The sequence below is a fragment of the Plantibacter sp. MMLR14_011 genome (assembly GCF_001865025.1).
Classification (GTDB): domain Bacteria; phylum Actinomycetota; class Actinomycetes; order Actinomycetales; family Microbacteriaceae; genus Plantibacter; species Plantibacter flavus_A.
In genome coordinates, this window is sequence record NZ_MJGW01000028.1 from 286,318 (window position 1) to 312,590 (window position 26,273).

The following is a 26,273-nucleotide window of genomic DNA, read 5'->3' on the forward strand; positions in this document are numbered from 1 at the left end:
GAGCACGTCGCCGCCGGTACCGCCTCGCCCGGGCCGGGGGACGGCGGGGGCTGTGGCGATATCGACGGCGACGCTGCTGTGAACCGGACGGATCGGACCAGGTCCACTCAGGCGCTGTTCGGGTCTCGCGCCATGAGCTTCTCGAGTGCATCGGGATGACGATTCGTCGACTCCAGAGTGATTCTCGCAGCGTCGACCGCCCTCCCACATGTCCCACTACTGGGGTCATCGGCAGGGGGCGACAGGCTCCGCGAGACGCGGCACTACCAGATGGTGACGCGCTCCTCGGGGGCGAGCCATGCGGCGTCGGACTCGGTGACGCCGAACGCCTCGTAGAAGGCGTCGATGTTCCGGACGATCTGGTTACAGCGGAACTCGTTCGGCGAGTGCGGGTCGATCGACAGCAGTCGGATGACCTCCGCGTCGCGCCCCTTCTGCTGCCAGGCCTGCGCCCAGGAGAGGAAGAACCGCTCCGCGCCGGTGAGGCCGTCGATGACCGGCGGCTCGGCGCCTTCGAGCGACAGCAGGTACGCCTTCCAGGCGATGCCGAGCCCGCCGAGGTCGCCGATGTTCTCGCCGATCGTCAGGGCGCCGTTCACGTGGTGGTCGGGCACCTGGGCCGGAGCCAGCGCGTTGTACTGCTCGATGAGCGACGCGGTGCGCTCCTCGAACGCCGCGCGGTCGGCCTCGGTCCACCAGTCGGTGAGTCGGCCGTCGCCGTCGAACTTCGACCCCTGGTCGTCGAAGCCGTGCCCGATCTCGTGGCCGATGACCGCGCCGATGGCCCCGTAGTTCGCGGCGGCGTCGCGGCCGGCGTCGAAGAACGGGTACTGGAGGATGGCGGCCGGGAACACGATCTCGTTGAAACCGGGGTTGTAGTAGGCGTTGATCGTCTGCGGCGTCATGAACCACTCGTCGCGGTCCAGTGGCTTACCGATCTTGCCGAGCTCGCGGTCCATCTCGAACCGGCTGGCGCGACGGACGTTGCCGAGCAGGTCGTCGGCTTCGAGCTCCAGCGCCGAGTAGTCGCGCCACTTCACGGGGAAACCGATCTTGGGCGTGAACTTGTCGAGCTTCTCCAGCGCGCGCGTGCGGGTCTCGGGGCTCATCCACTCGAGGTTCTCGATGCTGTCGCGGTACGCCTCGACGAGGAAGCCGACGAGGACGTCCATCTCGTCCTTCGACGTGGCGCCGAAGTGTCGGTCGACGTAGATACGCCCGACGGCCTCGCCGAGCATGCCCTCGACGAGCGAGACGCCGCGCTTCCAGCGCTCGCGCTGCTGCGGCGTGCCGGTGAGGGTCTTGCCGTAGAAGTCGAAGTTGGCGCGACCGAACTCCTCGGAGAGGTACGGAGCGGCACCGTGGACGACCTTCCAGGCCAGCCAGTCCTTCCAGGACTCGAGCTGCTCCGCGACGAGGAGTTCGCCGAGGCCCTCGAGGAAGCTCGGCTCGCGGACGACGATCTCGGCGAACACCGCGTCGGCGGCGCCGATCGCGTCGCGCCAGACGGCGAGGTCCGGGCCGTCGAGGTCGGCACCCGCGGCGAGCGCCGCCGCTTCGTCCCACGAGTACAGGTTGTACGTCTTCTCGCTGTCGCGGGTGGCGACGTTGTCCCAGTGCTTGGACGCGATCGCCGTCTCGAGGGCGAACACGCGGTCGGCGCGTGCGGCAGCGTCGTCGATGCCGGCGAGCTCGAACATCGTCTGGAGGTGTGCGCGGTAGGCGTCGCGGATCTCGGCGAAGGTGTCTTCACGGAAGTAGGACTCGTCGGGCAGCGTGATGCCGCCCTGTTCGGCGAAGACGAGGTAGCGCTCGGGGTTGCCCGGGTCGTTGTCGACGAAGAGCTGCAGGAAGCCGCCGACCCCTTCGGCCTCGAACTCGCCGGACAGACGGAGGAAGGAATCGATGGAGTCGACCGCTGCGACGCGGGCGAGCTGGTCGGCGAGCGGGGTCGCTCCGAGGGCGTTGGCACGGTCGACGTCCATGAAGCTCGCGTACAGGGCGCCGATCTTCACACCCTCCTCGCCGTCGGGGTTCGTCTGCGACTCCTCGATGATGTCGCGGACGGCGTTCTCGGCGTCTTCCGCCAGCTGGTGGAACGATCCCCATCGAGCTTTGTCGTCGGGGATCTCGGTGCGGTCCATCCACTTGCCGTTCACGTGGCGGAAGAGGTCGTCCTGCGGCCGCACGGCCGGGTCGAGTTCGGAACGGTCGATGCCGGAGGCGAGCTGCGCGTCAGTCATGCGGATCAGCCTAGCGACGGCACCTGATCACGGCTCGGGTGTTCTCTCAGAGCGGGCGTGCCGCTCTGGACGGAGTCCTGTGGAGGAGCGTCGCGAGCGCTTCGGGGAACGAGGGACTACCGTTGACCCACCCGGCCGGAAGGAGCCCGCGTGGACTGGTTGGCCGACTTCCCGCCCGGCGTCCTGCTCCTCGTCGTCTTCCTGGTCGTCGCGGTCGAAAGCCTCGGCGTGCCGTTGCCGGGAGAGACCGTGCTCATCGGGGCGACCCTCCTCGCCGCGTCGAGCGGCCTGAATCCGGTGTTCGTCGCCGCTGCGGCCGCCGGTGGTGCGATCCTCGGCGACTCGGTCGGGTACTGGATCGGCAAGCGATACGGTCGGCGGCTCCTGTCGGTGCTGAACCGCAGGTTCCCGAAGCACGTGGGGCCGAAGCGGCTGGGCGCCGCGGTGCACCTCATGCGGCGGTGGGGGCCGTGGGCGGTGTTCGTCGGACGGTTCATCGCGGTCCTCCGCGTCTTCTCCGGACCGCTGGCCGGTATGTTCCGCATGACGTACCCGCACTTCCTCGTCGCCAATGCGGCGGGTGGCATCGCCTGGGCCTCACTCGTGGTGACCGTCGTCACCATCCTGGGGAGCGCTGCGACCGAATTCCTGCACCGCTTCTCCTGGGCGGCACTCGCGTTGGCCGGCGCCGCGGCCGTCGTGATCGCGGTGGTCGTCGTGTTCCGGATCCGTCGTCGGGCTGCCCAGCCGGCCGCCGATCGCGCGCCCGTGTCGATGACCGAGGCGGAGCTCGACGAACTGCTGTCGCCATCCGGCCCGGCCTCGGCCACGACCGACGCCGGAGACCGCGTAGACACGCCGCCCACCCCTGCCGGCTCGGCCCCCGTCCGCACCGATCTGCGCGCCGCGATCGCCGTCGTCCTGACACCGCTGCGCTGGGCCCTGCGGACGACCCCCGCGACCACCGCCTTCGTCACCGTCTTCGTCGCCCTCGGCGTCGTGACCAGTGGCCTGTGGCGCCCGATCGACCAGGCCGCCTGGTACCCGGCGTTCGCCTACGGGGTGCCGAGCCTCGACGCCGGGCGCTGGTGGACGGTCCTGACGGGCATGTTCATCACCGCCGACCCGCTCGCCTACCTCATCGCGATCGTCGGCGCGGCCGTCTTCGGCGGGTGGGTCGAGGTCCGTTTCGGCACGCTGCGGGCGTCGGCGATCTTCGTGACCGGGCATCTCGTCGGCGTCCTCGGAGCCCTCGGTGCGGCCCTGGCGCTGGCTCGGCTCGACTGGCCGTGGGCGCAGTCCCTCGTGACCACGCTCGACGTCGGTCCGAGCTGCGGCATCCTCGCCTGCGTCGCGACCGCGACCGCGTTCATGCGTTCCCCCTACCGGCTGCGCTGGCGGCTGCTGCTCCTGTCGTGGGTGTCGATCGCGCTCCTCTACGTCGGGAAGATCGACGACCTCGAGCACTTCATCACGACCGTCGTCTTCGTCGTCGTGGCCCGCCTCCTCCTCGGCGAGCACCGGTCGACTCCACGACCGACCATGCGCGACTGGCGACTCTTCGCGGTCGCCGGGTTGCTCGTGATCGGTGCGGTGCAGCTGCTCGTCACCCTCGTGCCGCTCGACGGGCCGCTCGGCTCGACCACCCTGACGCAGGGCTCCATCCTCGACGTCGGGGTCGACACCGTCGCGATCCTGGTGATCGCGAACTGGCTCCGCCGTGGTCATCGCTGGGCCTGGTGGGCGGCGATGGTGCTCACCGTCGGCAACCTGCTGGTCACCCTCGCCCTCATCGCCCTCGCCTGGCTGGCCCAGGTGCCGGTCGTGGCGTCGACCATCTGGATCTCCGCGAGCGTCCTGTGGGTGGGACAGGCGGTGGTCCTCGGACTGTCGCGCCACGCGTTCCGGGTCGCGGCGAACCAGACCAGGCGACGCCTGCCCGGGGCGATCGGTCCCGGTGCGCGGCGAGCACGCGCCAGGACGGCGCAGCTGCTGCGCGAACACGGCGGCGGACCGCTGGCGGCCTCGGCGCTCCGCCCCGAGAACCGGGTGTTCGTCACGGCCGACGGTGGACACGCGGTCGCCTACCAGCAGCACGCCGGCGTCGCGCTGGCCCTCGGCGAGCCGATCGGCGACCCCGGCGGTGCAGCAGCAGCGGTGACGGCGTTCGCGACGGCGGCCGAGCAGGAGGGGCTCACCCCGGCGGTCTTCGCCACTCGCGACGCGCGCATCGTGCCCGAGGGCTGGCGGGTGTCGCCGCTCGGTCGAGACCTCGTGCTCGACCTCGGCGAGGCGGGTGCATCAGAACCCGCTGGTCCGGACGATGCGACGGGAGCCATCGGCGCGGATTCGACGACCTCGATCCTGCTGCCCGCGCGCGAACTGCCGTGGGAGCTCCGCAGCCAGATCCGCGCGCTGTCGTCGGTGTGGGTGTCCGACCGGCACGTGCCCGAGCTCGGTCTCACGGTGGGTTCGAGCATCGACGCCCCCGATGGCGACGACCAGGAGCCGGCTGCCGCGGTCCGGGTCTCCGTCGTGACCGACGCCGCAGGCACCGTGCTCGCGGCGGTGTCCTGGTTGCCGATCCCCGGGGCCGGAGGCATCGTGCACGGGTGGGCGCTCGACGCGGTACGTCGTGCTCTGCCGGACGACGACGTCGACACGGCTGCGGGTGCGGGTGCGGGTGCGGGTGCGGGTACAGCGTCGGGGGAACGCACCAGCCGAGCCGTCGAGCGGGCCCTGACCGACGCCTGCCGACGATTCGCGTCGGAGGGCGTGGCCATGGTCTCGTTCGCTGCTTCCGGGCTGGCACAGGACGGCACCGAGCCCGACGGCGTCGCCGTGCGCACGATGGCCGGCATCGCCCACCGGGTCGACCCGCTCGTCGGCTTCACCGAGATCGCCGACGTCGCCGAGCGCCTGGGCGCCACCGCCGTGCCGCTGCTCCTCGCCTGTCGCGAGGACGCCGACCAACCGCGGGTCGCCTACGCCGCTGCCGCGGGATTCCTCACGGGCATCCGCCTGCGCGACCTCCCTGGCCTGAGCGGATCGCTGCTCGCGCGGTAGGCCGTCGACTCGTCCCGTCTCGGACGGCGACGCGGCGTGTCACCGCCCGAGGCTAGGCTCGGCGGGTGAGCACGGGACAGGACAGGCGGCGGCTGCGGCCCGTCGACCGCGACATCCTGCGGCTCGCGGTCCCGGCGCTCGGCGCGCTCATGGCGGAGCCGCTGTTCCTGCTCGCCGACTCGGCGATGATCGGCCACCTGGGCGTCGTGCCACTCGCCGGTCTCGGGGTCGCGAGCGCGGTCCTGCAGACGGTCATCGGACTCATGGTGTTCCTCGCCTACGCGACGACACCGGCGGTCGCCCGACGCCTCGGACACGGCGACGAACGCGGTGCGGTGTCGCTCGGGGTGGACGGCCTCTGGTTGTCGCTCGGGCTCGGCGTCGTGATCGGTGCGGCCGGCTGGTTCTTCTCCCCCACGCTCGTCGGGCTGTTCGGCGCGACGGACGACGTCGCCCAGCAGGCCGACACCTACCTGGGTGTCTCGATGCTCGGCATCCCCGCCATGCTGCTCGTCTTCGGAGCGACCGGGCTCCTCCGCGGCCTGCAGGACACCACCACCCCCCTCGTGGTCGCCGGCGCCGGGTTCGCCGCGAACATCGGCCTCAACTTCCTCTTCATCTACGGCCTCGGACTCGGCATCGCGGGATCCGCCATCGGCACCGTCATCGCGCAGTGGGGCATGGTCGTCGCCTACCTCGTCGTCGTCCTGCGCCACGTGCGGCGGACGGGAGCGCGTCTCCGCCCGCACCGCGCCGGCCTCGGTGGAGCGGCCCGTTCCGGTGGGTGGTTGTTCCTCCGTACGGTCAGCCTCCGTGCCGCGATGCTCATCGCCGTGTTCGTCGCGACCGACCTCGGCACCGACGAACTCGCCGGGTTCCAGCTCGTCATGACCCTCTTCGCCACCCTCGCGTTCGCGCTCGACGCCCTCGCGATCGCCGCGCAGGCGCTCGTCGGCAAGGGACTCGGGGCCGGCGACGTGGCAGGGGTGCGCGCCGTCCTCGTCCGCTGTCTGCAGTGGGGCGTCGGCTCGGGGATCGTGCTCGGCTTGGTCATCGCCCTCGCGAGCCCGGTCATCGGCCTGCTCTTCACGAGCGACCCCGACCTCGCGGCGCTCATCGTGCCCGCGATCGTCGTGCTCGCCGTCACCACCCCGCTCGGTGGCGTCGTCTTCGTCCTCGACGGCGTCCTCATCGGCGCCGGTGACGCGAGGTACCTCGCGATCACCGGGCTGCTCAACACGCTCGTCTTCCTGCCGTTCGCGCTCGCGGTCCTCGCCTGGGCACCCGGCGGGCAGGCGGGACTCACCTGCTTGGCGCTCGCCTTCTTCGTCGGCTATCTCGGTGCGCGGGCGACGACGCTCGGCCTCCGTGCCCGGACGACCACCTGGATGCGCACCGGCGCCTGAACGACGATTGGGGAGTTGTCCCCATTGAGGCCGCAACGCCGGCACGCCAGTCTGGAGGCGACATCGATCCACACCGTTCAGGGGGAACCACCATGCCACTCCACTTCGCTCACCACCGCCTCCGCGTGTCCGCCGTGACCGCGGTCGCCGTCCTCGGACTGTTCGGGCTCTCCGCCTGCAGCGGTGGGGAACCGTCCGACTCCAAGCCCGCGTCGACCTCCTCGGCGAGCAGTGAGCCGGAGACGGAGGCCACCGAGGAGGCGCCCGCTGCGAGCGGCGCGAAGTGCACGGAGGAGCAGGTCAACACCCTCAGCGCGGCGAGCGGCGTGTCCGTCCCGGCAGCCGGTATCGCTGCTGCGAAGGCCTCCTTCACACCCGCCAGCGTCGTGGGCGATCTGCCGGTCGTGTGCATGTTGAGCTTCGAAGCCGGCGCGGCTTCCGGCAGCTACGCCGTCCTCTCCGGCGGTGCCGCATCACTCACCGCGGCCGCTGCCAATGCCACCGCCGCGGGCGGCGAGGTCACCGAAGCCGGCGGTACCTTCACCACCTCGATCGACGGGCAGACCGTCGTCGGCGTCCCGTTCACGACGCTCACGAAGGAGACCGCGGGCTTCGAGAACGTGGAGGATCTGGTCGTCATCGCTGCGACCGCGCTGGCCGGATAGCGTTTCCGCTCTGCCAGGCCGACGCCCGCCCACCCGCGCAAGGGTGGGCGGGCGTTCCCGTCGGCGCGGCTCAGCTGGGCCAGGAAGAACAGCACTCGACCCGGGTACCGCGGTGCGGCCACGCCGGCGCCCGTCTATGCCCGTATCAACCGATCGGTGGATACGAGGATCAGCCCCTCCACCGCTACCGGCGCGCGTCGGAGCGGACGAGCATGGTCACCATGAGCACACGACCGATCATCGAAGTCCGCGAGCTGCGCAAGCAGTACGGCGATTTCACCGCCGTCGACGGGGTCTCCTTCGACATCCACCCGGGCGAGACCTTCGCCCTGCTCGGCCCGAACGGTGCCGGGAAGAGCACCACGATCGAGATCCTCGAGGGCTACCGGCACCGGACGGGCGGCGAGGCGAGCGTCCTCGGTGTCGACCCGGCGAAGGGCGGTCTCGACTGGAAGGCCCGCCTCGGCATCGTCCTGCAGTCGAGCGCCGAGGCCGCCAACGTCACGGTCCGGGAGCAGCTCACACAGTTCGCCCGGTACTACGCGGATCCGCGGGATGTGGACGAGGTCATCGAGGCGGTCGGGCTCACGAGCAAGGCGGGCACGCGCATCGGCAAGCTCTCGGGCGGTCAGCGTCGCCGGGTCGACGTGGCCCTCGGGGTGGTCGGCCGCCCGGCCCTCCTCTTCCTCGACGAGCCGACGACCGGGTTCGACCCCGAGGCGCGTCGGCAGTTCTGGGACCTCATCCGCTCGCTCAAACGTGACGGTACGACCATCCTCCTCACCACCCACTACCTCGACGAAGCCGCCCAGCTCGCCGACCGCGTCGCCGTCATCGCGGCGGGTCGACTCGTGGAGATCGGCGCGGTCGACGAGATCGGCGGCGCCGAGGCCCGGATCCCGGTGGTGCGCTGGCGCGACGAGCACGGCCTCCGCGAGGAACGGACCGAGACTCCGGCTGCCCGCGTCGCCGCCCTCACCGCTGCCGCAGGTGGAGAACCGCGTGACCTGGAGGTCGTCCGTCCGAGCCTCGAGGACATCTACCTCGGGCTCGTCCACGCGGCCGACGGCGCTGCGTCGTCGACCACCCCATCAGCAGCACCGTCACCGGCCACGCAGGTCACCACGACAGGAGTCGGCGCATGACCGCCATCGACCGCACCACGACCCCCCTCGTCCCGGCACTCCCCCGTGGACGCACCCTCCGACTCGGAGCGAGCCGGATCGGCTACGAGACCCGCATCTACTTCCGCTCCGGCGACCAGGTGTTCTTCACCTTCCTCTTCCCCGTCGTGATGCTCGCGATCTTCTCGACCGCCTTCAGCGCGATGGGGAACGTGGGCGAGGCGCCCGACGGCACCGGCGGGGTCAGTCAGGCCGCCTTCTACCTGCCCGGCATGATCGCCGCGGGCATCCTCCTCTCGGGCGTCCAGAACCTCGCGACCGACATCGCGACGGAGAAGAGCGACGGCACCCTCAAGCGTCTCGGCGGCAGCCCGCTCCCGGTGATCTCCTACTTCCTCGGGAAGATGGGGCAGGTCCTCGTCACCTCGGTGCTCCAGATCGCACTGCTGCTCCTCGTCGCGCGGTTCCTGTTCGACGTCACCCTGCCGACCGAGCCCGAGCGGTGGCTCACCTTCGCCTGGGTCTACCTGCTCGGCATCGCGACGTCGGCCGTCCTCGGCATCGCCCTGTCGGCACTCCCCCGCACGGGCAAGAGCGCGACGGCCGTCATCATCCCGATCGTGCTCGTGCTGCAGTTCATCTCCGGCGTCTACCTGTCGTTCACGATGCTCCCCGAGTGGCTGCAGAACGTCGCGAGTGTCTTCCCGCTCAAGTGGATCGCGCAGGGCATGCGCTCCGTCTTCCTGCCGGAGGGGTTCGCCTCGCAGGAGCCGTCCGGTGGCTGGGACCTCCCGACGGTTGCGCTCGTCCTCGTCGTCTGGGCGATCATCGGCCTCGTCCTCACCCGACTCACCTTCCGCTGGGTCCGCCGCTCCTAGCCCGCGAACTGTCAGTTCCGGTGGGTGTACGCCACCGGAACCAGCAGGAAGTGACAGTTCGCGAGCAGGGATGGGAGGGTTGGGACATGGACGGACGACGGTGGTGGGATGTCGCGTTCGGCGCGGGGTGCGTGATCGTCGGCGCGCTCGTCAGTGTCAGCGCTGCCGGGACGCCGGAACGGGTCGTCGGCGTCTGGATCGTGCTGGCGGCGCTCTGCCTCGTGTATTACACGGTCGGGCGACGCACCCTGGAGCGACCGCAGGGCGGGCTCTGGTTCGCGATCACCCTCATCGCGCTCACCGCCGTCGGGACGGCGTTCTCCCCGAACGTCCTGACCCTGCAGTGCCTCGTGTTCCCGCTGCTGTGGGTGCTGACACCGAACACCCGGAACGCGATCATCCTCAACATCGCGAGCGCCGCGACCCTCGCCCTCGGCTTCATCGTCGGGCTGGGCGCCACCCCCGACGTGATCCTGCAGGGACTCGCGATCCAGAGCGTCTCGCTCGTCTTCGCGCTGTCCCTCGGTCTCTGGATCACCCGGATCGCCGAGCTCGGCGACGAGAAGGCACGACTCCTGGTCAGTCTGCAGGCGGCCCAGGCCGAAACGGAACGGGCGAGCCGGGAAGCCGGAGCGGCCGCCGAACGGGAACGCATGGCGCGCGACATCCACGACACGATCGCGCAGAGCCTCACGAGCGTGGTGCTGCTCGCTCAACGGGCCCGCTCCGAGGTCGGCGCGACCGTCGCAGGCACGCCGGACGCCTCCCCGCTGGACGGTCGCCCGGTCGCCGCCCTCGACAGCATCGACCTCATCGAGAGCACGGCGCGCGACGCCCTCCGCGAGGCGAGATCCCTCGTGGCCACGACGGCGGCGATGCCGGCCGCCGACACGACGCTCGGTGACAGCCTCCGACGCTTGGGCGAGCGGTTCGCCCGCGAGACCGGCGTGGCTGTCGACATCGACGCCCCGTCCGAACGGTTCGAGCGGGCACCCGAGGTCGTGCTGCTCCGGAGCGCCCAGGAAGGGCTCGCGAACATCCGGAAGCACGCCTCCGCCGCCCGCGTCGAGCTCGTGCTCACCGTCGACGACGGCTGGGCCGAACTGCGGATCACCGACGACGGCGTCGGGATCGCGGACCCGGACGGCGCGCTCCTCGGGACCAGCCCGGGCGCGGGCTTCGGGCTGCACGGCATGCACGACCGGGTGACGCTGCTCGGTGGGACGGTGGAACTCACGAGTGCCGCCGGAGCGGGGACGACGGTTCGGGTGCGAGTGCCGGTGACGATCGAAGCGAGCCCTTCGACGAGCTCAGCGACCGGGATTCCGACAAGCTCAGGGACCAGACAGGACACACGATGACACGGATCAGGATCGTCGTCGCGGACGACCACCCCATCGTGCGATCGGGCATCGTCGCACTGCTCGGGCGCGCGGACGACCTCGAGGTCGTGGCCGAGGTGGCGGACGGCGCTGCGGCGGTCGCGGCAGCCGAGGAGCACCGGCCGGACCTCGTGCTCATGGACCTGCGCATGCCGGTCCTCGGCGGCGCGGAGGCGACAGCGCGCATCGTGCAGCGCGTGCCAGGCGTCCGGGTGCTCGTCCTCACGACCTACGAGACCGACGACGACATCCTCGGCGCGATCGAGGCCGGAGCCGGCGGCTACCTGTTGAAGGCGGCGCCCGAGCAGGAGATCCTGGCCGGCATCCGTTCAGTGGTCGCCGGTCAGACGGTGCTCGCGCCCACGATCGCGGCGACGCTCGTCGGCCGCATGCAGGGTGGGGCACCGACCCGCCCGCAGCTCAGCGCTCGCGAGCTCGAGGTCCTCGCGCTCGTCGCCGCCGGAAACAGCAACCGCGCGATCGCGGCAGCGCTCTTCATCTCGGAGTCGACGGTGAAGACGCACCTGCTGCACGTCTTCGAGAAGCTCGAGGTGGCCGACCGCACCCGGGCCGTCACCCGTGCCCAGGAGCTCCGCCTGCTCTGAGCCGCACCGCACCGGCGCGAGCCACGGGGCGGGTCGGACGACTTCGACCTCGACCAGCTCGCGCTGCAAGGCCGACCGACGAAGGCCCCCGGCTCCGCGGCTCAGCTCGGCCAGTAGTAGGAGAACGCCCACTGCTTGTCGTAGGAACGCTGGTGGCATCCCGTGTAAATGCGAGCTCCGAGGCCCCGGTACTTGGCGGACATGGCCGAGCAGTCGGCCTTCACCGACCCGGTGATCTGGTACCAGACCTGCGGCGCGGCGCTCGCCGGCGCCGTTGCACCACCCACCACCAGTGCCGCGCCGAGGCCTACCGCGGCCAGGAACCTCGCCATTCGTCTGCGCATCAGATCCCCCGATCCTCCTTGCGGCGACCCCCTGTCGCCGCAGTGCAGCCACGCTAGCGCGCGGACACCACAGCCATCAACCACCGATTTCGCGAGCGGCGGGTGCGATCGATTCACTCCCGCCGTTCGCGACCGATCGTCGGACTAGACCTGACCCCGGGGCTTCGGGGCGTCGGGTTGCGCCGCTGCATAGGCGGACTGGCCGGTGGCTCCGGGCTCGCCCGCGGGGATCGGGACGAGGTACGCCGCGGTGCCGTAGGCGGTCAGCTGCGTCCACGCACCGCCGATGTCGGTGGTCTCGAGACGCATCGCGAGGACCGCGTTCGCGCCGCGCTGTTCCGCGTCGGCCACCAGGCGTCGCATGACCTCCTGGCGGGACTCGAACAGCAGCTGGGTCATCCCCGGGACTTCGCCGCCGCCGAGCGCCGAGAAGCCGATCGACATCGAGGATCCCCAGTCGCGAGCCCGCACGGTGAGCCCGACGACCTCGCCGAGGACGGCGTCGATGCGGTGTCCGGCGACGGTGTCCGTCGTCACGACGATCACGCGGTCGCCGCCGTTCCGGAGAGCCGCGACAGGGCGGCGAGCGAGAGGGCGGCGATGCCGGTGTCGAGCGTCGGGTGGATGAGCGGGGCGAACTTCGAGGAGTGGTTGCCCGGGAGGTCTTGCTCCATGCGCCCCGACGCGTAGGCCGCGGCGAAGGCTTGCGGGTCGGCGCCGCCGAGGATCCAGTAGACGATGGGCGCGTCCGCGGCCGTGGCGAGCATGCCGACGTCCTCGCTGCCCGTGACGAGCCCGGGGTCGACGACGCGGTTGGCACCGAAGGCGTCGGCGAACACGGCGCTCACCGCACCGGTCGCCGCGGGATCGTTCACGAGCACCGGGAAGGCCTCGGTGTGTTCGATCACCGGTTCCCGCTCGGCGCCCGACGCCGCGGCCTCGGCCCGGATGATGCGCTCCATGGAGCCGACGACGCGGTCGCGCACGTGCGGCTCGTAGCTGCGGATGTTGACGCCGATCTGCGCGGTGTCGGGGATGATGTTGTTCTTGGTGCCGGCGTGCATCGTGCCGACGGTGAGCACCGCGGTGTCGGTCCCGGCGACCTCGCGGGACACGATGCTCTGCAGGCGGACGACCGCCGACGCCGCCATCACGATCGGGTCGATCGTCGACTGCGGGCGGGATCCATGCCCGCCGCGGCCGTGGAAGGTGACGCGGTAGGCGTCGGTCGCGGCGAACGACGGCCCGCCGTGCGTGCCGACGACACCGGCCGGCAGCGGACCGACGTGCTGGCCGAACACGATGTCGGGCTTCGGGACGCGTGCGTAGAGGTCGTCGTCGACCATCGCCTGCGCACCGCCACCGGCCTCCTCGGCCGGCTGGAACAGGACGACGAGCGTCCCGGACCAGGTGTCGCGCCGTGTGGCGAGCAGTTCGGCGGCGCCCAGCAGGCAGGTGACGTGGACGTCGTGGCCGCAGGCGTGCATGACCGGGACGTCGTTACCCTCCGGGTCGACCCCGCGTGCGACGCTCGCGTAATCGAGGCCCGTCTCCTCGAGGACGGGCAGGCCGTCCATGTCGGCCCGCAGCAGGACCGTCGGACCTTCGCCGTTCTCCAGGACGCCGACGACGCCGGTGCCGCCGATCCCCGTCGCGACCCCGTACCCGAGGCCGGTGATGCGATCCGCGACGAGGGCGGCGGTCCGGTGCTCCGCGAAGGAGAGCTCCGGATTGGCGTGGAGATCCTTGTAGACCGGGGCGAGAGACGCGGCGAGCGCCGCCGCCTCCTGCTGGACGAGTGCTGCGGTGGCGATGGGCTGGTCGGTCATGGGTCTCCTTCGAGCGTCGCCTCCACCCTACGGGGCGGGTCCGCCGCGCGGCAGGATCTGTCGAAACCCCGGCGAGACCTCAGCGCTGTGGAGCGGGGACCCGTGCCGTCGTCGCGCCGGGGTGGAAGCGGACGCTGAACTGCTCGCACTCCGGATCGCGGCCGTCGAGCATGGCGATGATCGCACGGCCCGCGGCCGAACCCTTCTCGCGTGAGGGCTGCCACACCGTCGTGAGGTCGTAGTCGAGCCCCTCGACCCGGATGCCGTCGAACCCGACCACGCTGAGCTCTGCGGGGACGGCGATGCCGAGCTCCTCGGCTGCGCGGATGACGCCGGCGGCCAGGAGGTCGCTCTGCGCGGCGATCGCCGTCGGGCGTTCATCCGCCGGGACGTCGAGGATCGAGTGTCCGGCGACCCGGCCCTCTTCGAGCGATGACCCCGTGGTGACGAACCCCTGCGCGTCGGGGAAGACGTCGCGGAGGCCCTGCAGGCGCTCGATCGCGGGGACCGTCGTGGCGGATCGCTCCCACTCGGGCGTGAGCGGGCCGCGGCGTTCGGTCGGATCGAGGTTGAGGGTGACGACGGCGACGCGCTCGTGGCCGAGGTCGGCGAGGTGCTGGGCCTCCGCACGCACGCCGCCGCGGTTGTCGACGGCGATGTCGGGCACGCCGAGGGCTGCGAGGCCCTCGATCGACACGATCGGCATCCCCCGTCGACTGAGGATCGCGACCGAGCTGTCGAGGTTCGGACTGCAGCCGATGAGGACGACGCCGTCCATCGGCGCGTTGCTCAACTGCAGGGTGCCCTCCTGCGCGTCGTTCAGCAGGAGGAGTCCCGCGCCGACCGCACCGAGCTCGTCGGCGAGTCCGTCGAGGGTCTGGACCATCACGGGGTCGCGGAAGGAGTGCCCGATCCGGCCGGCGACGACGGCTCCCACGATGCCGCTGCGTCCCTGACGGAGGGAGCGGGCCCGGGGGTCGGGTCCGGCGTAGTCGAGGTCGGCGGCAGCCTGCAGCACGCGCTGCTTGGTCGCTTCGGACACGGGTCCGGCGCCGCTGAACGCGAGCGAGGCGGTCGATGGTGACACCCCCGCGCGCTCGGCGACATCGGCGAGCGTCGGTCGCGAGGGGCGTGTTTCCTGGTCCACGGTCTGCTAGCTTAGTCGACGGAATCGAATCGATTCGATAGCCTCCCGATCCACGGGCTTCACCACCCGTTCCACACGGCGCCCAGGCGCACCAGCATCGAACCCGAGGACCACGTGTCAGAGCCGACCAACCCGCACACCGACCCCGTCGCCCTACGACCACGCCGCGAACTGCTCGCCTGGCGGAACGCGATCTTCGTGGTCTTCGCCCTCAGCGGCCTCAGCATCGCGACGTGGGTGGCCCGCATCCCCGCCATCCGCGACAACCTCGGACTCACCACCGGCACCGTCGGGCTGCTCATCCTGGGCATGTCGATCGGATCGGTCGTCGGCCTCGTCGCCTCCCAGCACCTGCTCGCACGACTCGGACCGCGGCGAGGTATGCAGCTGGTGCTCGGGCTCGTCGCGACCGGACTCCTCCTCATCGGCGTCGGCGCGAGCCTCGTACCGCTCGCTGGGATCGTGCTGGTCGGGCTCATCGTCTTCGGCTTCGGAAACGGAGCCCTCGACGTGATGATGAACGTCGAGGGAGCCGCGGCCGAACAGGAACTCGGCAAGACGGTGATGCCGCTGATGCACGCGTGCTTCAGCTTCGGCACGGTCGCCGGAGCGGGGCTCGGCGCTCTGGCCTCGGCGATCGGCCTCGAGGTGTTCTGGCACGCGCTCATCATGGCGGTCGCCATCACCGTCGCGACCGTCGTCGCCGTACGCTTCGTCCCGGTCCAGCAGGACGTGGCCGCCGAGGCCGACGACGCACCGAAGACGCCGTGGCAGGAGCGTCTCCGCGAGAGCCTCTCGGTCTGGGCGGACGGCCGGCTCATCCTCATCGGCGTCATCATCCTCGGAATGGCGTTCGCCGAGGGCAGTGCCAACGACTGGCTCGCTTTGGCCGTCGTCGACGGCCACGGGCAGAGCAACACGACCGGCGCGCTCGTCTACGGGGTCTTCGTCACCGCGATGACCGTCGGTCGCATCGTCGGCGGGCCCCTCATCGACCGCTTCGGACGGGTGCCGGTGCTCCGGGTGTCGGCTGGAGCCGCGATCGCCGGGCTCGTCCTGTTCATCCTGACGCCGGTGACCGGACTGATGATCCTCGGCACCGTGCTCTGGGGACTCGGCGCCTCGCTCGGGTTCCCGGTGGGCATGTCAGCCGCGGCCGACGACTCCAAGCGCGCCGCGGCACGGGTGAGTGCCGTCGCGATGATCGGCTACTGCGCGTTCCTCGTCGGTCCGCCGCTCATCGGCATCCTCGGCGACGCCATCGGTCTCCTGAACGCCCTGTTCGTCGTGCTCGTGCTCATCGTGTTCGCCGGCCTTGCCTCTCCGGCCGCCCGCGAGAGCAGCCGCCGCAAGCGCTGAGCCCGTTCGTCCGCCCATATTCGGGCGATTCGGGGTTCCGTCGCCCGAACATGGGCGAATGGACGTGCTGCGGTGTCGCGGTAGGCTCGTCGTCGTGCGTTTGGTGATTGCGGAGTGCTCGGTCGACTATGCCGGACGGTTGTCGGCTCACTTGCCGCTCGCCAAACGGCTCCTCATGGTGAAGAACGACGGCAGCCTGCTCGTCCACTCCGACGGCGGCTCCTACAAGCCGCTGAACTGGATGAGCCCGCCCTGCGTGCTCACGACGGTCGAGCCCGACGAGACGCAGGCCGCGGCCGGGATCACCGAGCTGTGGAAGGTCACGCACAAGAAGACCGGTGACGCCCTCATCGTGTCGATCCACGAAGTCCACCACGACAGCGCGCACGAACTCGGCGTCGACCCGGGCCTCCAGAAGGACGGCGTCGAAGCACACCTGCAGAAGCTCCTCGCCGAGCAGATCGAGCTCCTCGGTGACGGCTACCGACTCATCCGCCGCGAGTACATGACCGCGATCGGCCCGGTCGACATCCTCGCCACCGACGCGACCGGGGCGTCCGTCGCGGTCGAACTGAAGCGCCGCGGCGACATCGACGGCGTCGAGCAGCTCACCCGCTACCTCGAACTCATGAACCGCGACCCACTCCTCGCTCCCGTGCAGGGCGTGTTCGCCGCTCAGGAGATCAAGCCGCAGGCGCGCACCCTCGCCCAGGACCGCGGCATCCGCTGCGTCGTCCTCGACTACGACGCGATGCGTGGCCTCGACGACAGCGACTCCCGCCTCTTCTGACGTCGACTGAGTCCCTTTCTCAGGAGTCCTCCGGCGCGCCGACTTCACCAGGCACCGACACGCCCGCACACTCCTGAGAAAGGCACAACCTACCGCTCAGTGACCTTTCTCAGGAGTCCGCCGGCGCGCCGGCTTCACCCGGCACCGACACGCCCGGACTCTCCTGAGAAAGGCACTGGACCGACGGTCACGACTCGGGCTAGACGAACAGCCAGATGAGGGCGACCATCCCGAAGCCGACGATCGAAAGGATCGTCTCGAGCACGGTCCAGGTCGCGAGCGTCTGCTTCACCGACATGTTGAAGTACTTCGCGATGATCCAGAACCCACCGTCGTTGACGTGCGAGAGCGTGATCGAACCCGCGGCGATCGCGATGCCGATGAGCGCCAGCTGCGGCTGCGAGTAGTCACCCGCGAGCACGACCGGCTGCAGGATCCCCGCCGTGATCACGATGGCCGCGGTCGCCGAGCCCTGCGCGATGCGGAGGCCGGAACTGATGAGGTACGCGGACACGATGATCGGCAGGCCGAGCGAACCGAGCACCTCGGCCAACGCCGCGCCCACCCCCGTCGCCGAGATGACGGCGCCGAAGAACGCACCCGCACCGACGACGAGCAGGATCATGCCGATCGGTCGGAGCGACTGGCCGGAGAGCTCGCCCAGTTCGGCGAGCGTCATGCCGCGCCGCACCCCGAGCACGTAGTACGCGAGGCAGACGGCGATCGTGAGCGCGACCGCCGGGTTGCCGATGAGCGTCAACGCTTCGAGGACGGGTCCGTTCGGCAAGGCGAGGGCACCGAAGGTGGCGGCGAGGATCAGCAGGATCGGCGTGATGATGATGAGACCGACGCTCCAGAGCGAGACGTCCTTGCGCTCGGGGGCGTCGTCCTCGGGCTCCAGGACGTACTCCTCGGGAACCGAGACCATGACGCGCTTCCCGATCCAGAGCGGCCAGGCGATGCCCGACGCGATGAAGGCTGGGATGCCGCAGAGGAAGCCCATGAGGATGAGCCAGCCGAGCCCGACCTCGAAGGTGCCGGCGAGCGCCGTCGGGCCCGGGTGCGGCGGCAGGAACGCGTGCGTCATCGAGAGGCCGGCGAGCATCGGGAGCGCGTAGAGCACGAGCGACTTCCCGCCGCGACGCGCGGTGATGTAGACGAGGGGCGCGAGGACGAAGATGCCGACGTCGAAGAACACGGGGATGCCGAAGATGAGACCGGTGAGCCCCATCGCGATCGGAGCACCGCGTTCCCCGAAGCGACCGAGCAGCTTCCGGATGAGGACGTCAGCGCCACCGGAGCGCTCCAGGATCGCGCCGAGCACGGTGCCGAGACCGATGATGATCGTGATGTGCCCGAGGATCCCGCCGAAGCCGGTCTCGAGGAGCGACGCCCCCGGCTTGATCTGCTCGTCGTCGAAGGGGTCCGGCACGGCCACGCCGACGATCTGGTAGATGCTCGTCCCGGTCGCGAGAGCCAGGCCGATGCCGACGATGAAGAGCGAGATGAACGGTTCGAGCTTCACCCGGATGATGAGGAACAGCAGCACCGCGATGGCGACGGCACACAGGATGAGCAGGCCGGGCGTGGTCTGCTGCAACCAGCCGATGGGGTCGCTCGATGCTGGAGCGGCGGCCGCGACGCTGCGCGCGAGGGCGTTGATGGGCATGGGAGACCTTCTGGATCGGTGGGAGGCGGGGGAAGCGGTCAGGCCGGGCGGCGGATCGAGCGGCCGGGGACGGCGTCGGTGCGTCGACCGTCGGCGATGACGGCGGCACCGTTCACGAACACCCACGGGATGCCGGCGGCCTGCTGCCGGGGCTCGGCGAACGTCGCGCGGTCGGCGATGGTCGTGAGGTCGAACAGGACGAGGTCGGCCACGGCTCCGACGCGGAGCACGCCGCGGTCGCTGAGGCCGAGGCGCGCAGCCGGCCGCGAGGTGAGGTGGGCGACGGCGTCTTCCAGCCCGAGCACCCCCTCTTCGCGGACGTAGTGGCCGAGGTAGCGCGGGAAGGTGCCCCAGGCACGCGGGTGTGGCTTCGCGCCGATCAGGATCCCGTCGCTCCCGCCCGTGTGGGCCGGGTGCACCATCATCGTGCGCACGTTGGCCTCGTCGCCGACGTGCTGGAGGATGCCGGTCGCGAGCCGGTCGGCTTCGAGCAGCGCGAAGAACAGGGCCGTCGGGTCGCCCGACCATGCGTGTCCCGCATCCTCGGCGGCGATGTCGGCGACGGTCCGCCCGACGAAGCCGGCGAGCTCGGGGTTCGCGACGCCGGAGATCTCGATCGTGGCCCAGTCGGTGACGACACCGTGACAGCCATCGGTGCCGAGCACCTCGAGCTCGTATCGGATCCGCGCCCGGACCTCCTCGTCGCCCAGACGCTCGATCGTCGCGTCCGGCCCGCCGACCGCCGCCCAGCTCGGCAGCAACGCCGACAGGGTCGTCGAACCCGGCAGGTACGGATAGGTGTCGAGCGTGATGTCGACGCCGTCCGCGATGGCGGCGTCGATGAGGGCCACGAGTTCGGCGGCCCGGCCGGCGTTGACGCCGAAGTTCATCGTCGCGTGCGTGAGGTGCAGTGCGCAGCCGGAACGACGACTGATGTCGATCATCTCCGCGTACGCCTCGAGTGCACCCTTGCCGTACGAGCGCTGGTGCGGTGCGTAGAAGCCGCCGTGCTCCGCGACGGTGCGGCACAGCGCGACGAGTTCCTCGGTGTCGGCGAACATGCCGGGCACGTAGGTGAGGCCGGAGGACATCCCGACCGCGCCCTCCCGCATGCCGGCGGCGACGAGCTCCTGCATCCGAGCGATCTCGTCGGCGGTCGCAGCCCGGTTCTCGGTGCCGACCACGAGCATCCGGACGGAGCCCTGCGGCACCAGGTAGGCGACGTTCAGCGCGGTCCCGCGGTCGACCCGGTCGAGGTACTCGCCGACGGTCCGCCACGCGAAGTCGACGTCGTCGGGTTGCCCGTTCCAGCCGGCGATCTGCTGCCGGACGATCGACATCGTGCGGTCGTCCGTCGGGGCGTAGGAGAGCCCGTCCTGTCCGAGGACCTCCGTGGTGACGCCCTGCGAGACCTTGGCGAGGTGCTCGTGGTCGCGGAGGACCGCGAGGTCGGAGTGTGCGTGCATGTCGATGAAGCCGGGCGATGCGACGAGACCGACGGCGTCGATGATCAGGGCGTCAGCGGGTGCGTCGGCTTCCGCAGACGCCCCGATCGAAGCGATGCGGCCCCCGTCGATGCGGAGCGACCCGTGCACGCTCGGTCCGCCGGTGCCGTCGACGATGCGAGCGCCGCGGATGACCACCGCGCGCGCTCCGTCCGTCGGTCGCGACGTCACGGCAGGAGTGCCGCCGCGGTGAAGGCGGTCGCACGCTCGGTGACCCCGGCCCAATCGGCCGCGGCGACGTCGGCCGCACCGACCACACTCGACCCCGCGGTCACGGCGGCTGCGCCGGCCTGGATGTACTCACGGGCGTTGCCGGCGTGCAGTCCGCCCGACGGCACGAGCCGGAGACCAGGGAACGGACCCTTGAGGTCTTTGAGGAAGCCGGGCCCCATGGCGGCGGCCGGGAAGATCTTCACCGCGTGGGAACCGAGCGACGCGGCGCGCATGACCTCGCTCGGCGTCATCGCACCGAGCAGGAAGGGGATACCGGCGGCGGTGGCGACCTCGGCCACCTCCTCGCTCAGACCGGGCGTGACCAGGAACTGCGCACCGCTGTCGATGGCGCGCTGCGCGGTGTCGCGGTCCACGACCGTCCCCGCGCCGATCACGGCCCCGTGGTCACCGATCGCGTCGGCCGCGGCACGGATCAGGGCTTCGACGCCCGGCGTGGTGAAGGTGAACTCCACACTGCGGATCCCGCCCGCGGCGAGCGCCCGGCAGAGTTCGACCGGGTCGGGGATGACGGGCACGCGGACGACGGCGATGGCGCGGTCGGCGTACAGGGCGTCGAGGGGGTGCGGCGTGGTGGGAGGGGTCTCGAGCGTCATGCGGGGCTCCTGTTCGGTTCGGCTCAGCCGAAGGTGGTGGTGACGGCGTCGACGGCGCTCGGTTCGGCGAGACGGACGTCGTCGATGACCACGAGCGCACGCCACTTGTCGAAGGTGGTGCACGGGTGGGAGAGGCCCAGGCGGATGACGTCGCCGACCTCGACGTCGCTGCCGGGCGGCAGGGAGACGAAGGTGTGCTGGTCGTTCATGGCCGTGGTCGTCGCGCCCGGGAGTGGTTCGACGGTGGCGGATCCGGCGCGGCGGACGCCCTGCACCTCGGGGAGCCCTTCGTCGAAGGGGAAGTCGCGCTTCCCGCCGTCGACGAGCGCGAGGCCGGGCTCGGGGCGGGAGACGATCGTCGCCCAGCCGTGGATCGCGGAGCGGAAGTCGCCGGTGCCCTCGTGGCGGCCCAGCGGGGTGATCCCCCGGTAGAAGCCGTCGTCGTGGGTGACATACGCGCCGGAGCGCAGCAGCACGTCGACGGCGCGTCCGCGAGCACCGTCGAGGTCGCGCAGTTCCGCGAGGACCTCGGCGACCACGTCGAAGTAGGCACTGCCCCCGGCGGTCACGATGAGGGTCTCGACGCGATCGTCGTAGCGGCCGGCGGCGAGGAGCCCGGTGTGCAGCTCGGCGAGCGAGGTCAGGTAATCACGCACGATCTGCAGCGAGCCGTCGTCGCCGTGGTGCGCGAGGGCCCCCTCGTAGCCGCTGACGCCGGCGAGCGCGAGCTCGGGCGAGGCGACGACGGCCTCGGCGATCTCGAGCGCGGTGGCGTGGTCCCGGGCTCCGGTGCGGCCACCCGGCGCACCGAGTTCCACGAGCACGTGGAGCGGGCGACGCGGTGGCTGCTCGGCGAGCACGCGCGACATGATCTGCACGGCGCGGACGGAGTCGGCCCACACGACGATCTCGGCGTCGCCGCTGGCGAGGGCCCGCCCGACGGCGCGCAGGTGTTCGGGCTGTACGAGGGCGTTGGCCAGCATGATGTGGGGAATCGACCAGTCGAGCGCGACGGAGAGCTGCCACGGGGTCGCGACGGTGATGCCCCAGGCACCCGCGTCGAGCTGACGCTGCCACAGGGCCCGGTTCATCGTGGTCTTGCCGTGCGGCGCGAGGCCCACCCCGGCGCGGTCGCACCACTGTCGCATGGTCTCGACGTTGTCGGTGACCGCCGAGCGGTCGAGCGTGACGAGCGGCGTCGTGAAGTCGGCGAGCGCCGGTCGGCCGGCGAGGAACGTGGCGGCGTCGGTCCCGACGGACGCCGGTGGGAAGCCCTTGAGGCTGCCGTCGAGCACGCCCAGTGCACCGGCATCGAAGTCGTCCGTCATGGTCTCCTCGTTTCGCGATCGAGCGCTGCGCCCACCGACACCGTGAGCGTCGAGCGTTGCGCATCTTGCAACGCACATTGCACTCAGCGCTACGTCTGTTCTAGCATTGCATCCACAGGCCGTCAACCGGACCCGGCCGAGACGCGAGGGGAACCGTGATGACGACATCACCGTCCACCGTGAGCACGATCGGCGAAGCGATGGTCGTCCTCCTGCCCGAGGGGCAGCTCCCGGTCGCCGAAGCCCGCGAATACCGGACGGGCGTCGGCGGTGCCGAGTTCAACGTCGCCTCCAGCCTCGCGCGCCTGGGCATCCCGACCCACTGGATCTCACGCCTCGGCGACGACGGGTTCGGCGACTACATCCTCGAGACGGCCCGGCTCGACGGCGTCCTCACCGACGCCGTCGAGCGTGACGACCACCGGCCCACCGGCCTCTACGTCAAGGAGACGGTCGTGAGCGCCGACGGCGACCGTCGGCCGCGGATGCACTACTACCGCAGCGAGTCCGCCGCGTCGCAGCTCAGCGCCGACACCCTTGGGCACGAAGCGACCCGGGCGGCCATCACCGCCTCGGCCATCGTGCACACCTCCGGCATCACCCCGGCGCTGTCCGACTCGACCGCGCTGCTCGTAGGCGAGCTGGGCGACGCGCTCCCCCGAGACACCGTCCTGAGCGTCGACCTCAACTTCCGGCCGCGACTCTGGGAGCGTCGCTCGACCGCCCCGCTGCATCGCCTGCTCGACCAGGCGTCCGTCCTGTTCCTGGGCGTCGACGAAGCGGAGTTGTTCTTCGGCCACACGGACGCCACCCGCCTCTTCGCCGAGCTGCCGACCCTGCGGCGCATCGTGCTCAAGGACGAGGAGAACGCCGCGACCACCCTCCACCGCGGGTCCGAGGCGGGCGTCGACGTGCGGTCGTTGTCGGTCGACGTCGTCGAGACCGTCGGTGCGGGCGACGCGTTCGCCGCCGGCTACCTCGCCGGGCTGGCCTCGGGTCGCTCCGACACCGCCTGCACGCGGCTCGGCCACGCGGTAGCGGCGTCGACGCTCGTCTGCCACGGCGACCGCCCCGAGCTCGTGCCGGACGCCCAGGGTGTCAGCACCATCGTCGAGGCGACCGATGAGGAATGGGCGTCGTGGCGCATCACCGCAGAGCGCCCACTGCCGTGGACCACCGTCGGCGCACACGGGATGATCGACGCATGAGCCAGTCCCTGTCCCGCGCGCTCGACCTCCTCCGCGAGATCGTCTCGGGCACCAACTCCCTCGACGCGCTCGCGGCGACGGCCGGTGTGCACAAGACCACGGTGCTGCGCCTGCTCAACACGCTCGAGGAGCACGGCTTCGTCACGCGCGACGCGTCGTTCCGGTACCACCTCGGGCGCGCGATGTTCGAGCTGACCCAGACCGCGCTCGACGAGCAGGACGTCCGCGGCGTCGCCGCTCCGCACATCCGGGCGCTGGGGGCGGCCACGGGCCAGACGGTGCACCTCGCCGCCTACGAGGGCGGCTCCGTCTTCTACATCGACAAGGTCGAGTCGCGTCAGCCCCTCCGCATGTATTCGCGCGTCGGCCTGCCGGCCTCCCTGTACGCGACCGGCGTCGCGAAGGTCCTCCTCGGCGGACTCGACGAGGCGGAGCGTCGACGCGTCGTCACGGGCATCGTGTTCGAGCGGTACACCGACAAGACCATCACCGACGCCGACGCCCTGCTCGCCGAGATCGAGCGTTCGACCGAACGCGGATGGGCCGAGGACCACGAGGAGCACGAGAGCTTCATGAACTGCGTGGCCGCTCCGGTCTTCGGGCCCGACGGCCGGGTCACCGCGGCGGTGTCGATCTCCGTCCCCACCATGGTGCTCCCCCACAGCGGCGTCCGCGCCCTCCTGCCGCAGCTCCTTGCCACCACAACCGCGATCTCCACCGAACTCGGCTACGCGCCACCGGCGCCCGCGGAGGCACCCGTAACCTCCTGACCTCCCACCCGTCCCGTCCCTGATCACCTACCCCGGTCCCTGAGCTTGTCGAAGGGCCACCAACCGAAGGACACACCCCATGACCGAACGCACCGCCATCTCCACCACCGACGCCCCGGCTCCCGCGCACACCTTCTCCCAGGGCGTCCGCAAGGGCAACTTCGTCCAGGTCTCCGGCCAGGGCCCCGTCGACCCCGCGACGAACGAGTACCTGTTCCCGGGCGACGTCGCCGCGCAGACCACCCGCACCCTGCAGAACGTCGAGGCCATCCTCGCGGCCGGCGGCGCGACCTTCGACGACGTCATGATGCTGCGCGTCTACCTCACCAAGCGCGAGGACTTCGCGATCATGAACGACGCCTACGGCGAGTTCGTCGGCTCGCGCGTCAAGGGTGGCGTCCTGCCCTCCCGCACCACGGTCTTCACGGGCCTCCCCCGCGAGGAGATGCTCGTCGAGATCGACGCCATCGCGATCGTCGACTGACGCACGTCCATTCGCCCGAGTTCGGGCGAATGAGCGTTCGTTCGCCCATCTTCGGGCGAACGAACACGTCTCGCCGGAGGCTGGTAGCGTGGTGCGCGATAGCGCCTAGGGTTCCGGAGCGACAGCTCGACTGGTCCGAGCGGCGCCACGGTCGGCGGCCAGCCGACGGCCGTCATCTGACAGGACAAAAGCCCGGAGGACCCTGATCGTCGCGCCCGCGAGGATCGGAAGGGTCTCACGTGTCTCTGCTCGCCGTCACCATCGTCCTCGCCGCCGCGGTCTGCCACGCGGCGTGGAACATCGTCGCCCACGGCGTCAGCCGGATCGGCATGCCCTTCCTCTGGTGGGGGGCCGTGTCGAGCACCGTGCTGTGGGCGATCGTCGTCCCCTTCACCGGCGGGCTAGGTACGGACGACCTCACCGGCTTCGCCATCGGCGTCGTGGTCTCCGCCGTGCTGCACTACGTCTACATGCTCGTGCTGCAACGCGGCTACGCCAGCGGACGCCTCTCCACCGTCTACGCCACGGCGCGCGGCACCGGCCCGACGATCAGCGTGATCATCGCCGTCCTCATCCTCGGTGAACGCCCGTCACTGCTCGCGCTTCTCGGTGTCGCGGCGATCGTGGTCGGCGTCGTCGCGATCGGTTTCGTCGATCGTGGGAGCGACCCGTCACCGGTCGCCGTCGACGTACGCGCCACGCGACGACGCATCGACCCTGCAGTCGCCTTCGGACTCCTCACCGGGGTCGCGATCGCGGCCTACACGATCTGGGACGCGCACGCCGTCCGCACGTGGGGCGCCTCGCCCGTCGCGTACATGGTCGGCTGCACCGCGGTCGAGGTCGTGCTGTTCTCCGGTTCGCTCGGTCGCCGGGCACGCGAGCTGCCGGCGGTCCTGCGCGCCCACTGGCCACGCATCCTCGCCTTCGGGGTGCTCTCGCCGATGTCGTACATCCTCGTGCTCGTCGCCATCACCATGGCACCGGTCGCCCTCGTCGCGCCGATGCGCGAGGTGAGCGTCATCCTCGTCAGCCTGTTCGGTGCACTCGTGCTCCGCGAGGGCCGACCCGTGCGCCGGATCGCCGCGGCGACCGTCGTCGTGATCGGCGTCGCCCTCCTCGCGGGCTGACCTGGCTCCGAGGCCTTCGCGAGCGCGCCCCTGCGACGTGAGCGCGGGCCTCCGGAGGGGCGCACTCACGCCACAGGGGCGCGGTCGGGTCAGCGCACCGCGCTGGCCGCAGGGATCACCAGTCGTGGACGGTGCCGTCGGCGAGGCGGTTGTAGGGCAGGTAGGCGCGCTGGTACGGGTACTTGCCCGCCTCGTCCACGTTCAACTCGACACCGAGGCCGGGCTGGTCCCCCGGGTGGAGCATGCCGTCCTCCCAGGTGTACGACTGCTGGAACACGGCGTCGGTCTTGGCGCCGTGCTTCATGTACTCCTGGATGCCGAAGTTGTGGATCGCCAACCCCAGGTGCATCGCGGCGGCCATCCCGACCGGGGAGATGTCCGTCGGCCCGTGCATGCCCGACTTGATCTGGTACTGCGCCGCATAGTCCAACGTCTTCTTCAGATGCGAGATCCCACCCATGTGCGTCACCGCACCACGCACATAATCGATCAACTGCTCGCGGATGATCTGCTG

The 26,273-nt window shown here is 70.8% G+C and carries 23 protein-coding genes; 13 read left to right on the forward strand and 10 right to left on the reverse strand.

Annotation, left to right across the window (positions count from 1 at the left end):
- Nucleotides 1-263 precede the first annotated feature (263 nt).
- On the reverse strand, nucleotides 264-2,243 hold the full coding sequence (locus BIU99_RS12580) for a M13 family metallopeptidase (RefSeq protein ID WP_071261489.1): 1,980 nt from the start codon (nucleotides 2,241-2,243) through the stop codon (nucleotides 264-266).
- Nucleotides 2,244-2,393: 150 nt separating this feature from the next.
- On the opposite strand from BIU99_RS12580, the gene BIU99_RS12585 reads away from it, so the two are divergent.
- The 7 genes from BIU99_RS12585 (at nucleotide 2,394) to BIU99_RS12615 (ending at nucleotide 11,369) form a co-directional block, all read left to right on the forward strand.
- Nucleotides 2,394-5,309 carry a VTT domain-containing protein gene (locus tag BIU99_RS12585; RefSeq protein ID WP_071261490.1) on the forward strand — a complete coding sequence of 972 codons (2,916 nt, stop codon included), beginning with the start codon at nucleotides 2,394-2,396 and terminating at the stop codon, nucleotides 5,307-5,309.
- Nucleotides 5,310-5,374: 65 nt separating this feature from the next.
- The gene (locus tag BIU99_RS12590; protein ID WP_256374753.1) at nucleotides 5,375-6,715 is read left to right on the forward strand and encodes an MATE family efflux transporter; all 1,341 of its coding nucleotides are present in this window, start codon (nucleotides 5,375-5,377) and stop codon (nucleotides 6,713-6,715) included.
- A gap of 92 nt (nucleotides 6,716-6,807) precedes the next feature.
- Nucleotides 6,808-7,380: a hypothetical protein gene (locus tag BIU99_RS12595; RefSeq protein ID WP_064293900.1), complete on the forward strand. Its 573-nt coding sequence runs from the start codon at nucleotides 6,808-6,810 to the stop codon at nucleotides 7,378-7,380.
- Nucleotides 7,381-7,601: 221 nt separating this feature from the next.
- The gene (locus BIU99_RS12600) at nucleotides 7,602-8,525 is read left to right on the forward strand and encodes an ABC transporter ATP-binding protein (protein ID WP_083397338.1); all 924 of its coding nucleotides are present in this window, start codon (nucleotides 7,602-7,604) and stop codon (nucleotides 8,523-8,525) included.
- Complete coding sequence (locus BIU99_RS12605; protein ID WP_071261493.1) at nucleotides 8,522-9,382, forward strand: ABC transporter permease; 861 nt, start codon at nucleotides 8,522-8,524, stop codon at nucleotides 9,380-9,382. The genes BIU99_RS12600 and BIU99_RS12605 overlap by 4 nt, the downstream gene beginning before the upstream one ends.
- Nucleotides 9,383-9,468: 86 nt before the next feature.
- Nucleotides 9,469-10,743 carry a sensor histidine kinase gene (locus tag BIU99_RS12610; protein ID WP_071261494.1) on the forward strand — a complete coding sequence of 425 codons (1,275 nt, stop codon included), beginning with the start codon at nucleotides 9,469-9,471 and terminating at the stop codon, nucleotides 10,741-10,743.
- Nucleotides 10,740-11,369, forward strand: coding sequence for a response regulator transcription factor (locus BIU99_RS12615; protein ID WP_071261495.1), 630 nt, complete (start codon nucleotides 10,740-10,742; stop codon nucleotides 11,367-11,369). The genes BIU99_RS12610 and BIU99_RS12615 overlap by 4 nt, the downstream gene beginning before the upstream one ends.
- A gap of 101 nt (nucleotides 11,370-11,470) precedes the next feature.
- On the opposite strand, the gene BIU99_RS12620 is transcribed toward BIU99_RS12615, so the two are convergent.
- From BIU99_RS12620 to BIU99_RS12635, 4 genes are all read right to left on the reverse strand, one after another.
- Complete coding sequence (locus BIU99_RS12620) at nucleotides 11,471-11,713, reverse strand: hypothetical protein (RefSeq protein WP_139205426.1); 243 nt, start codon at nucleotides 11,711-11,713, stop codon at nucleotides 11,471-11,473.
- Nucleotides 11,714-11,857: 144 nt separating this feature from the next.
- On the reverse strand, nucleotides 11,858-12,250 hold the full coding sequence (locus BIU99_RS12625) for a YbjQ family protein (protein ID WP_371263805.1): 393 nt from the start codon (nucleotides 12,248-12,250) through the stop codon (nucleotides 11,858-11,860).
- Between the two features lie 5 nt (nucleotides 12,251-12,255).
- Complete coding sequence (locus tag BIU99_RS12630; RefSeq protein ID WP_083397334.1) at nucleotides 12,256-13,542, reverse strand: amidohydrolase; 1,287 nt, start codon at nucleotides 13,540-13,542, stop codon at nucleotides 12,256-12,258.
- A gap of 79 nt (nucleotides 13,543-13,621) precedes the next feature.
- On the reverse strand, nucleotides 13,622-14,689 hold the full coding sequence (locus BIU99_RS12635; protein ID WP_071261500.1) for a LacI family DNA-binding transcriptional regulator: 1,068 nt from the start codon (nucleotides 14,687-14,689) through the stop codon (nucleotides 13,622-13,624).
- 114 nt (nucleotides 14,690-14,803) lie between these two features.
- On the opposite strand from BIU99_RS12635, the gene BIU99_RS12640 reads away from it, so the two are divergent.
- Complete coding sequence (locus BIU99_RS12640; protein ID WP_071261501.1) at nucleotides 14,804-16,048, forward strand: MFS transporter; 1,245 nt, start codon at nucleotides 14,804-14,806, stop codon at nucleotides 16,046-16,048.
- Between the two features lie 94 nt (nucleotides 16,049-16,142).
- A complete protein-coding gene (gene nucS / locus BIU99_RS12645; RefSeq protein ID WP_064294112.1) occupies nucleotides 16,143-16,838 on the forward strand; it encodes an endonuclease NucS in 696 nt (231 codons plus the stop codon).
- A gap of 199 nt (nucleotides 16,839-17,037) precedes the next feature.
- Here the strand turns inward: nucS and BIU99_RS12650 are convergent, their stop codons facing one another.
- The 4 genes from BIU99_RS12650 to BIU99_RS12665 are packed head-to-tail and all read right to left on the reverse strand — an operon-like array spanning nucleotide 17,038 to nucleotide 22,167.
- Nucleotides 17,038-18,507, reverse strand: coding sequence for a GntP family permease (locus BIU99_RS12650; RefSeq protein ID WP_071261502.1), 1,470 nt, complete (start codon nucleotides 18,505-18,507; stop codon nucleotides 17,038-17,040).
- A gap of 38 nt (nucleotides 18,508-18,545) precedes the next feature.
- Nucleotides 18,546-20,183 carry an amidohydrolase family protein gene (locus BIU99_RS12655; RefSeq protein ID WP_175484390.1) on the reverse strand — a complete coding sequence of 546 codons (1,638 nt, stop codon included), beginning with the start codon at nucleotides 20,181-20,183 and terminating at the stop codon, nucleotides 18,546-18,548.
- On the reverse strand, nucleotides 20,180-20,839 hold the full coding sequence (locus tag BIU99_RS12660; protein ID WP_071261504.1) for a bifunctional 4-hydroxy-2-oxoglutarate aldolase/2-dehydro-3-deoxy-phosphogluconate aldolase: 660 nt from the start codon (nucleotides 20,837-20,839) through the stop codon (nucleotides 20,180-20,182). The genes BIU99_RS12655 and BIU99_RS12660 overlap by 4 nt, the downstream gene beginning before the upstream one ends.
- A 23-nt stretch (nucleotides 20,840-20,862) precedes the next feature.
- Nucleotides 20,863-22,167, reverse strand: coding sequence for an amino acid deaminase (locus tag BIU99_RS12665; RefSeq protein WP_064293911.1), 1,305 nt, complete (start codon nucleotides 22,165-22,167; stop codon nucleotides 20,863-20,865).
- Between the two features lie 158 nt (nucleotides 22,168-22,325).
- Here BIU99_RS12665 and BIU99_RS12670 point away from each other — a divergent pair, with 158 nt between their 5' ends.
- From BIU99_RS12670 to BIU99_RS12685, 4 genes are all read left to right on the forward strand, one after another.
- Nucleotides 22,326-23,375, forward strand: coding sequence for a sugar kinase (locus BIU99_RS12670; RefSeq protein WP_064293912.1), 1,050 nt, complete (start codon nucleotides 22,326-22,328; stop codon nucleotides 23,373-23,375).
- Nucleotides 23,372-24,145 carry an IclR family transcriptional regulator gene (locus tag BIU99_RS12675; protein ID WP_071261505.1) on the forward strand — a complete coding sequence of 258 codons (774 nt, stop codon included), beginning with the start codon at nucleotides 23,372-23,374 and terminating at the stop codon, nucleotides 24,143-24,145. The genes BIU99_RS12670 and BIU99_RS12675 overlap by 4 nt, the downstream gene beginning before the upstream one ends.
- Before the next feature lie 79 nt (nucleotides 24,146-24,224).
- Nucleotides 24,225-24,629 carry a RidA family protein gene (locus BIU99_RS12680; protein WP_064293914.1) on the forward strand — a complete coding sequence of 135 codons (405 nt, stop codon included), beginning with the start codon at nucleotides 24,225-24,227 and terminating at the stop codon, nucleotides 24,627-24,629.
- A 239-nt stretch (nucleotides 24,630-24,868) separates the two neighbouring features.
- The gene (locus tag BIU99_RS12685) at nucleotides 24,869-25,759 is read left to right on the forward strand and encodes an EamA family transporter (protein WP_071261506.1); all 891 of its coding nucleotides are present in this window, start codon (nucleotides 24,869-24,871) and stop codon (nucleotides 25,757-25,759) included.
- A 115-nt stretch (nucleotides 25,760-25,874) separates the two neighbouring features.
- Here BIU99_RS12685 and BIU99_RS12690 read toward each other — a convergent pair.
- Nucleotides 25,875-26,273: enolase C-terminal domain-like protein (locus BIU99_RS12690; protein WP_305790363.1), on the reverse strand; the 399-nt coding region annotated here is incomplete at its 5' end.

Excerpts from the sequence above, each read along its gene's own strand:
- BIU99_RS12630 (WP_083397334.1), bottom strand. The coding sequence starts at position 13,542 with ATGACCGACCAGCCCATCGCCACCGCAGCACTCGTCCAGCAGGAGGCG.
- BIU99_RS12580 (WP_071261489.1), bottom strand. The coding sequence starts at position 2,243 with ATGACTGACGCGCAGCTCGCCTCCGGCATCGACCGTTCCGAACTCGAC.
- BIU99_RS12595 (WP_064293900.1), top strand. The coding sequence starts at position 6,808 with ATGCCACTCCACTTCGCTCACCACCGCCTCCGCGTGTCCGCCGTGACC.
- BIU99_RS12620 (WP_139205426.1), bottom strand. The coding sequence starts at position 11,713 with ATGCGCAGACGAATGGCGAGGTTCCTGGCCGCGGTAGGCCTCGGCGCG.
- BIU99_RS12600 (WP_083397338.1), top strand. The coding sequence starts at position 7,602 with ATGAGCACACGACCGATCATCGAAGTCCGCGAGCTGCGCAAGCAGTAC.
- BIU99_RS12675 (WP_071261505.1), top strand. The coding sequence starts at position 23,372 with ATGAGCCAGTCCCTGTCCCGCGCGCTCGACCTCCTCCGCGAGATCGTC.
- BIU99_RS12650 (WP_071261502.1), bottom strand. The coding sequence starts at position 18,507 with ATGCCCATCAACGCCCTCGCGCGCAGCGTCGCGGCCGCCGCTCCAGCA.
- BIU99_RS12660 (WP_071261504.1), bottom strand. The coding sequence starts at position 20,839 with ATGACGCTCGAGACCCCTCCCACCACGCCGCACCCCCTCGACGCCCTG.
- BIU99_RS12670 (WP_064293912.1), top strand. The coding sequence starts at position 22,326 with ATGACGACATCACCGTCCACCGTGAGCACGATCGGCGAAGCGATGGTC.
- BIU99_RS12605 (WP_071261493.1), top strand. The coding sequence starts at position 8,522 with ATGACCGCCATCGACCGCACCACGACCCCCCTCGTCCCGGCACTCCCC.
- BIU99_RS12680 (WP_064293914.1), top strand. The coding sequence starts at position 24,225 with ATGACCGAACGCACCGCCATCTCCACCACCGACGCCCCGGCTCCCGCG.
- BIU99_RS12665 (WP_064293911.1), bottom strand. The coding sequence starts at position 22,167 with ATGACGGACGACTTCGATGCCGGTGCACTGGGCGTGCTCGACGGCAGC.
- BIU99_RS12615 (WP_071261495.1), top strand. The coding sequence starts at position 10,740 with ATGACACGGATCAGGATCGTCGTCGCGGACGACCACCCCATCGTGCGA.
- BIU99_RS12610 (WP_071261494.1), top strand. The coding sequence starts at position 9,469 with ATGGACGGACGACGGTGGTGGGATGTCGCGTTCGGCGCGGGGTGCGTG.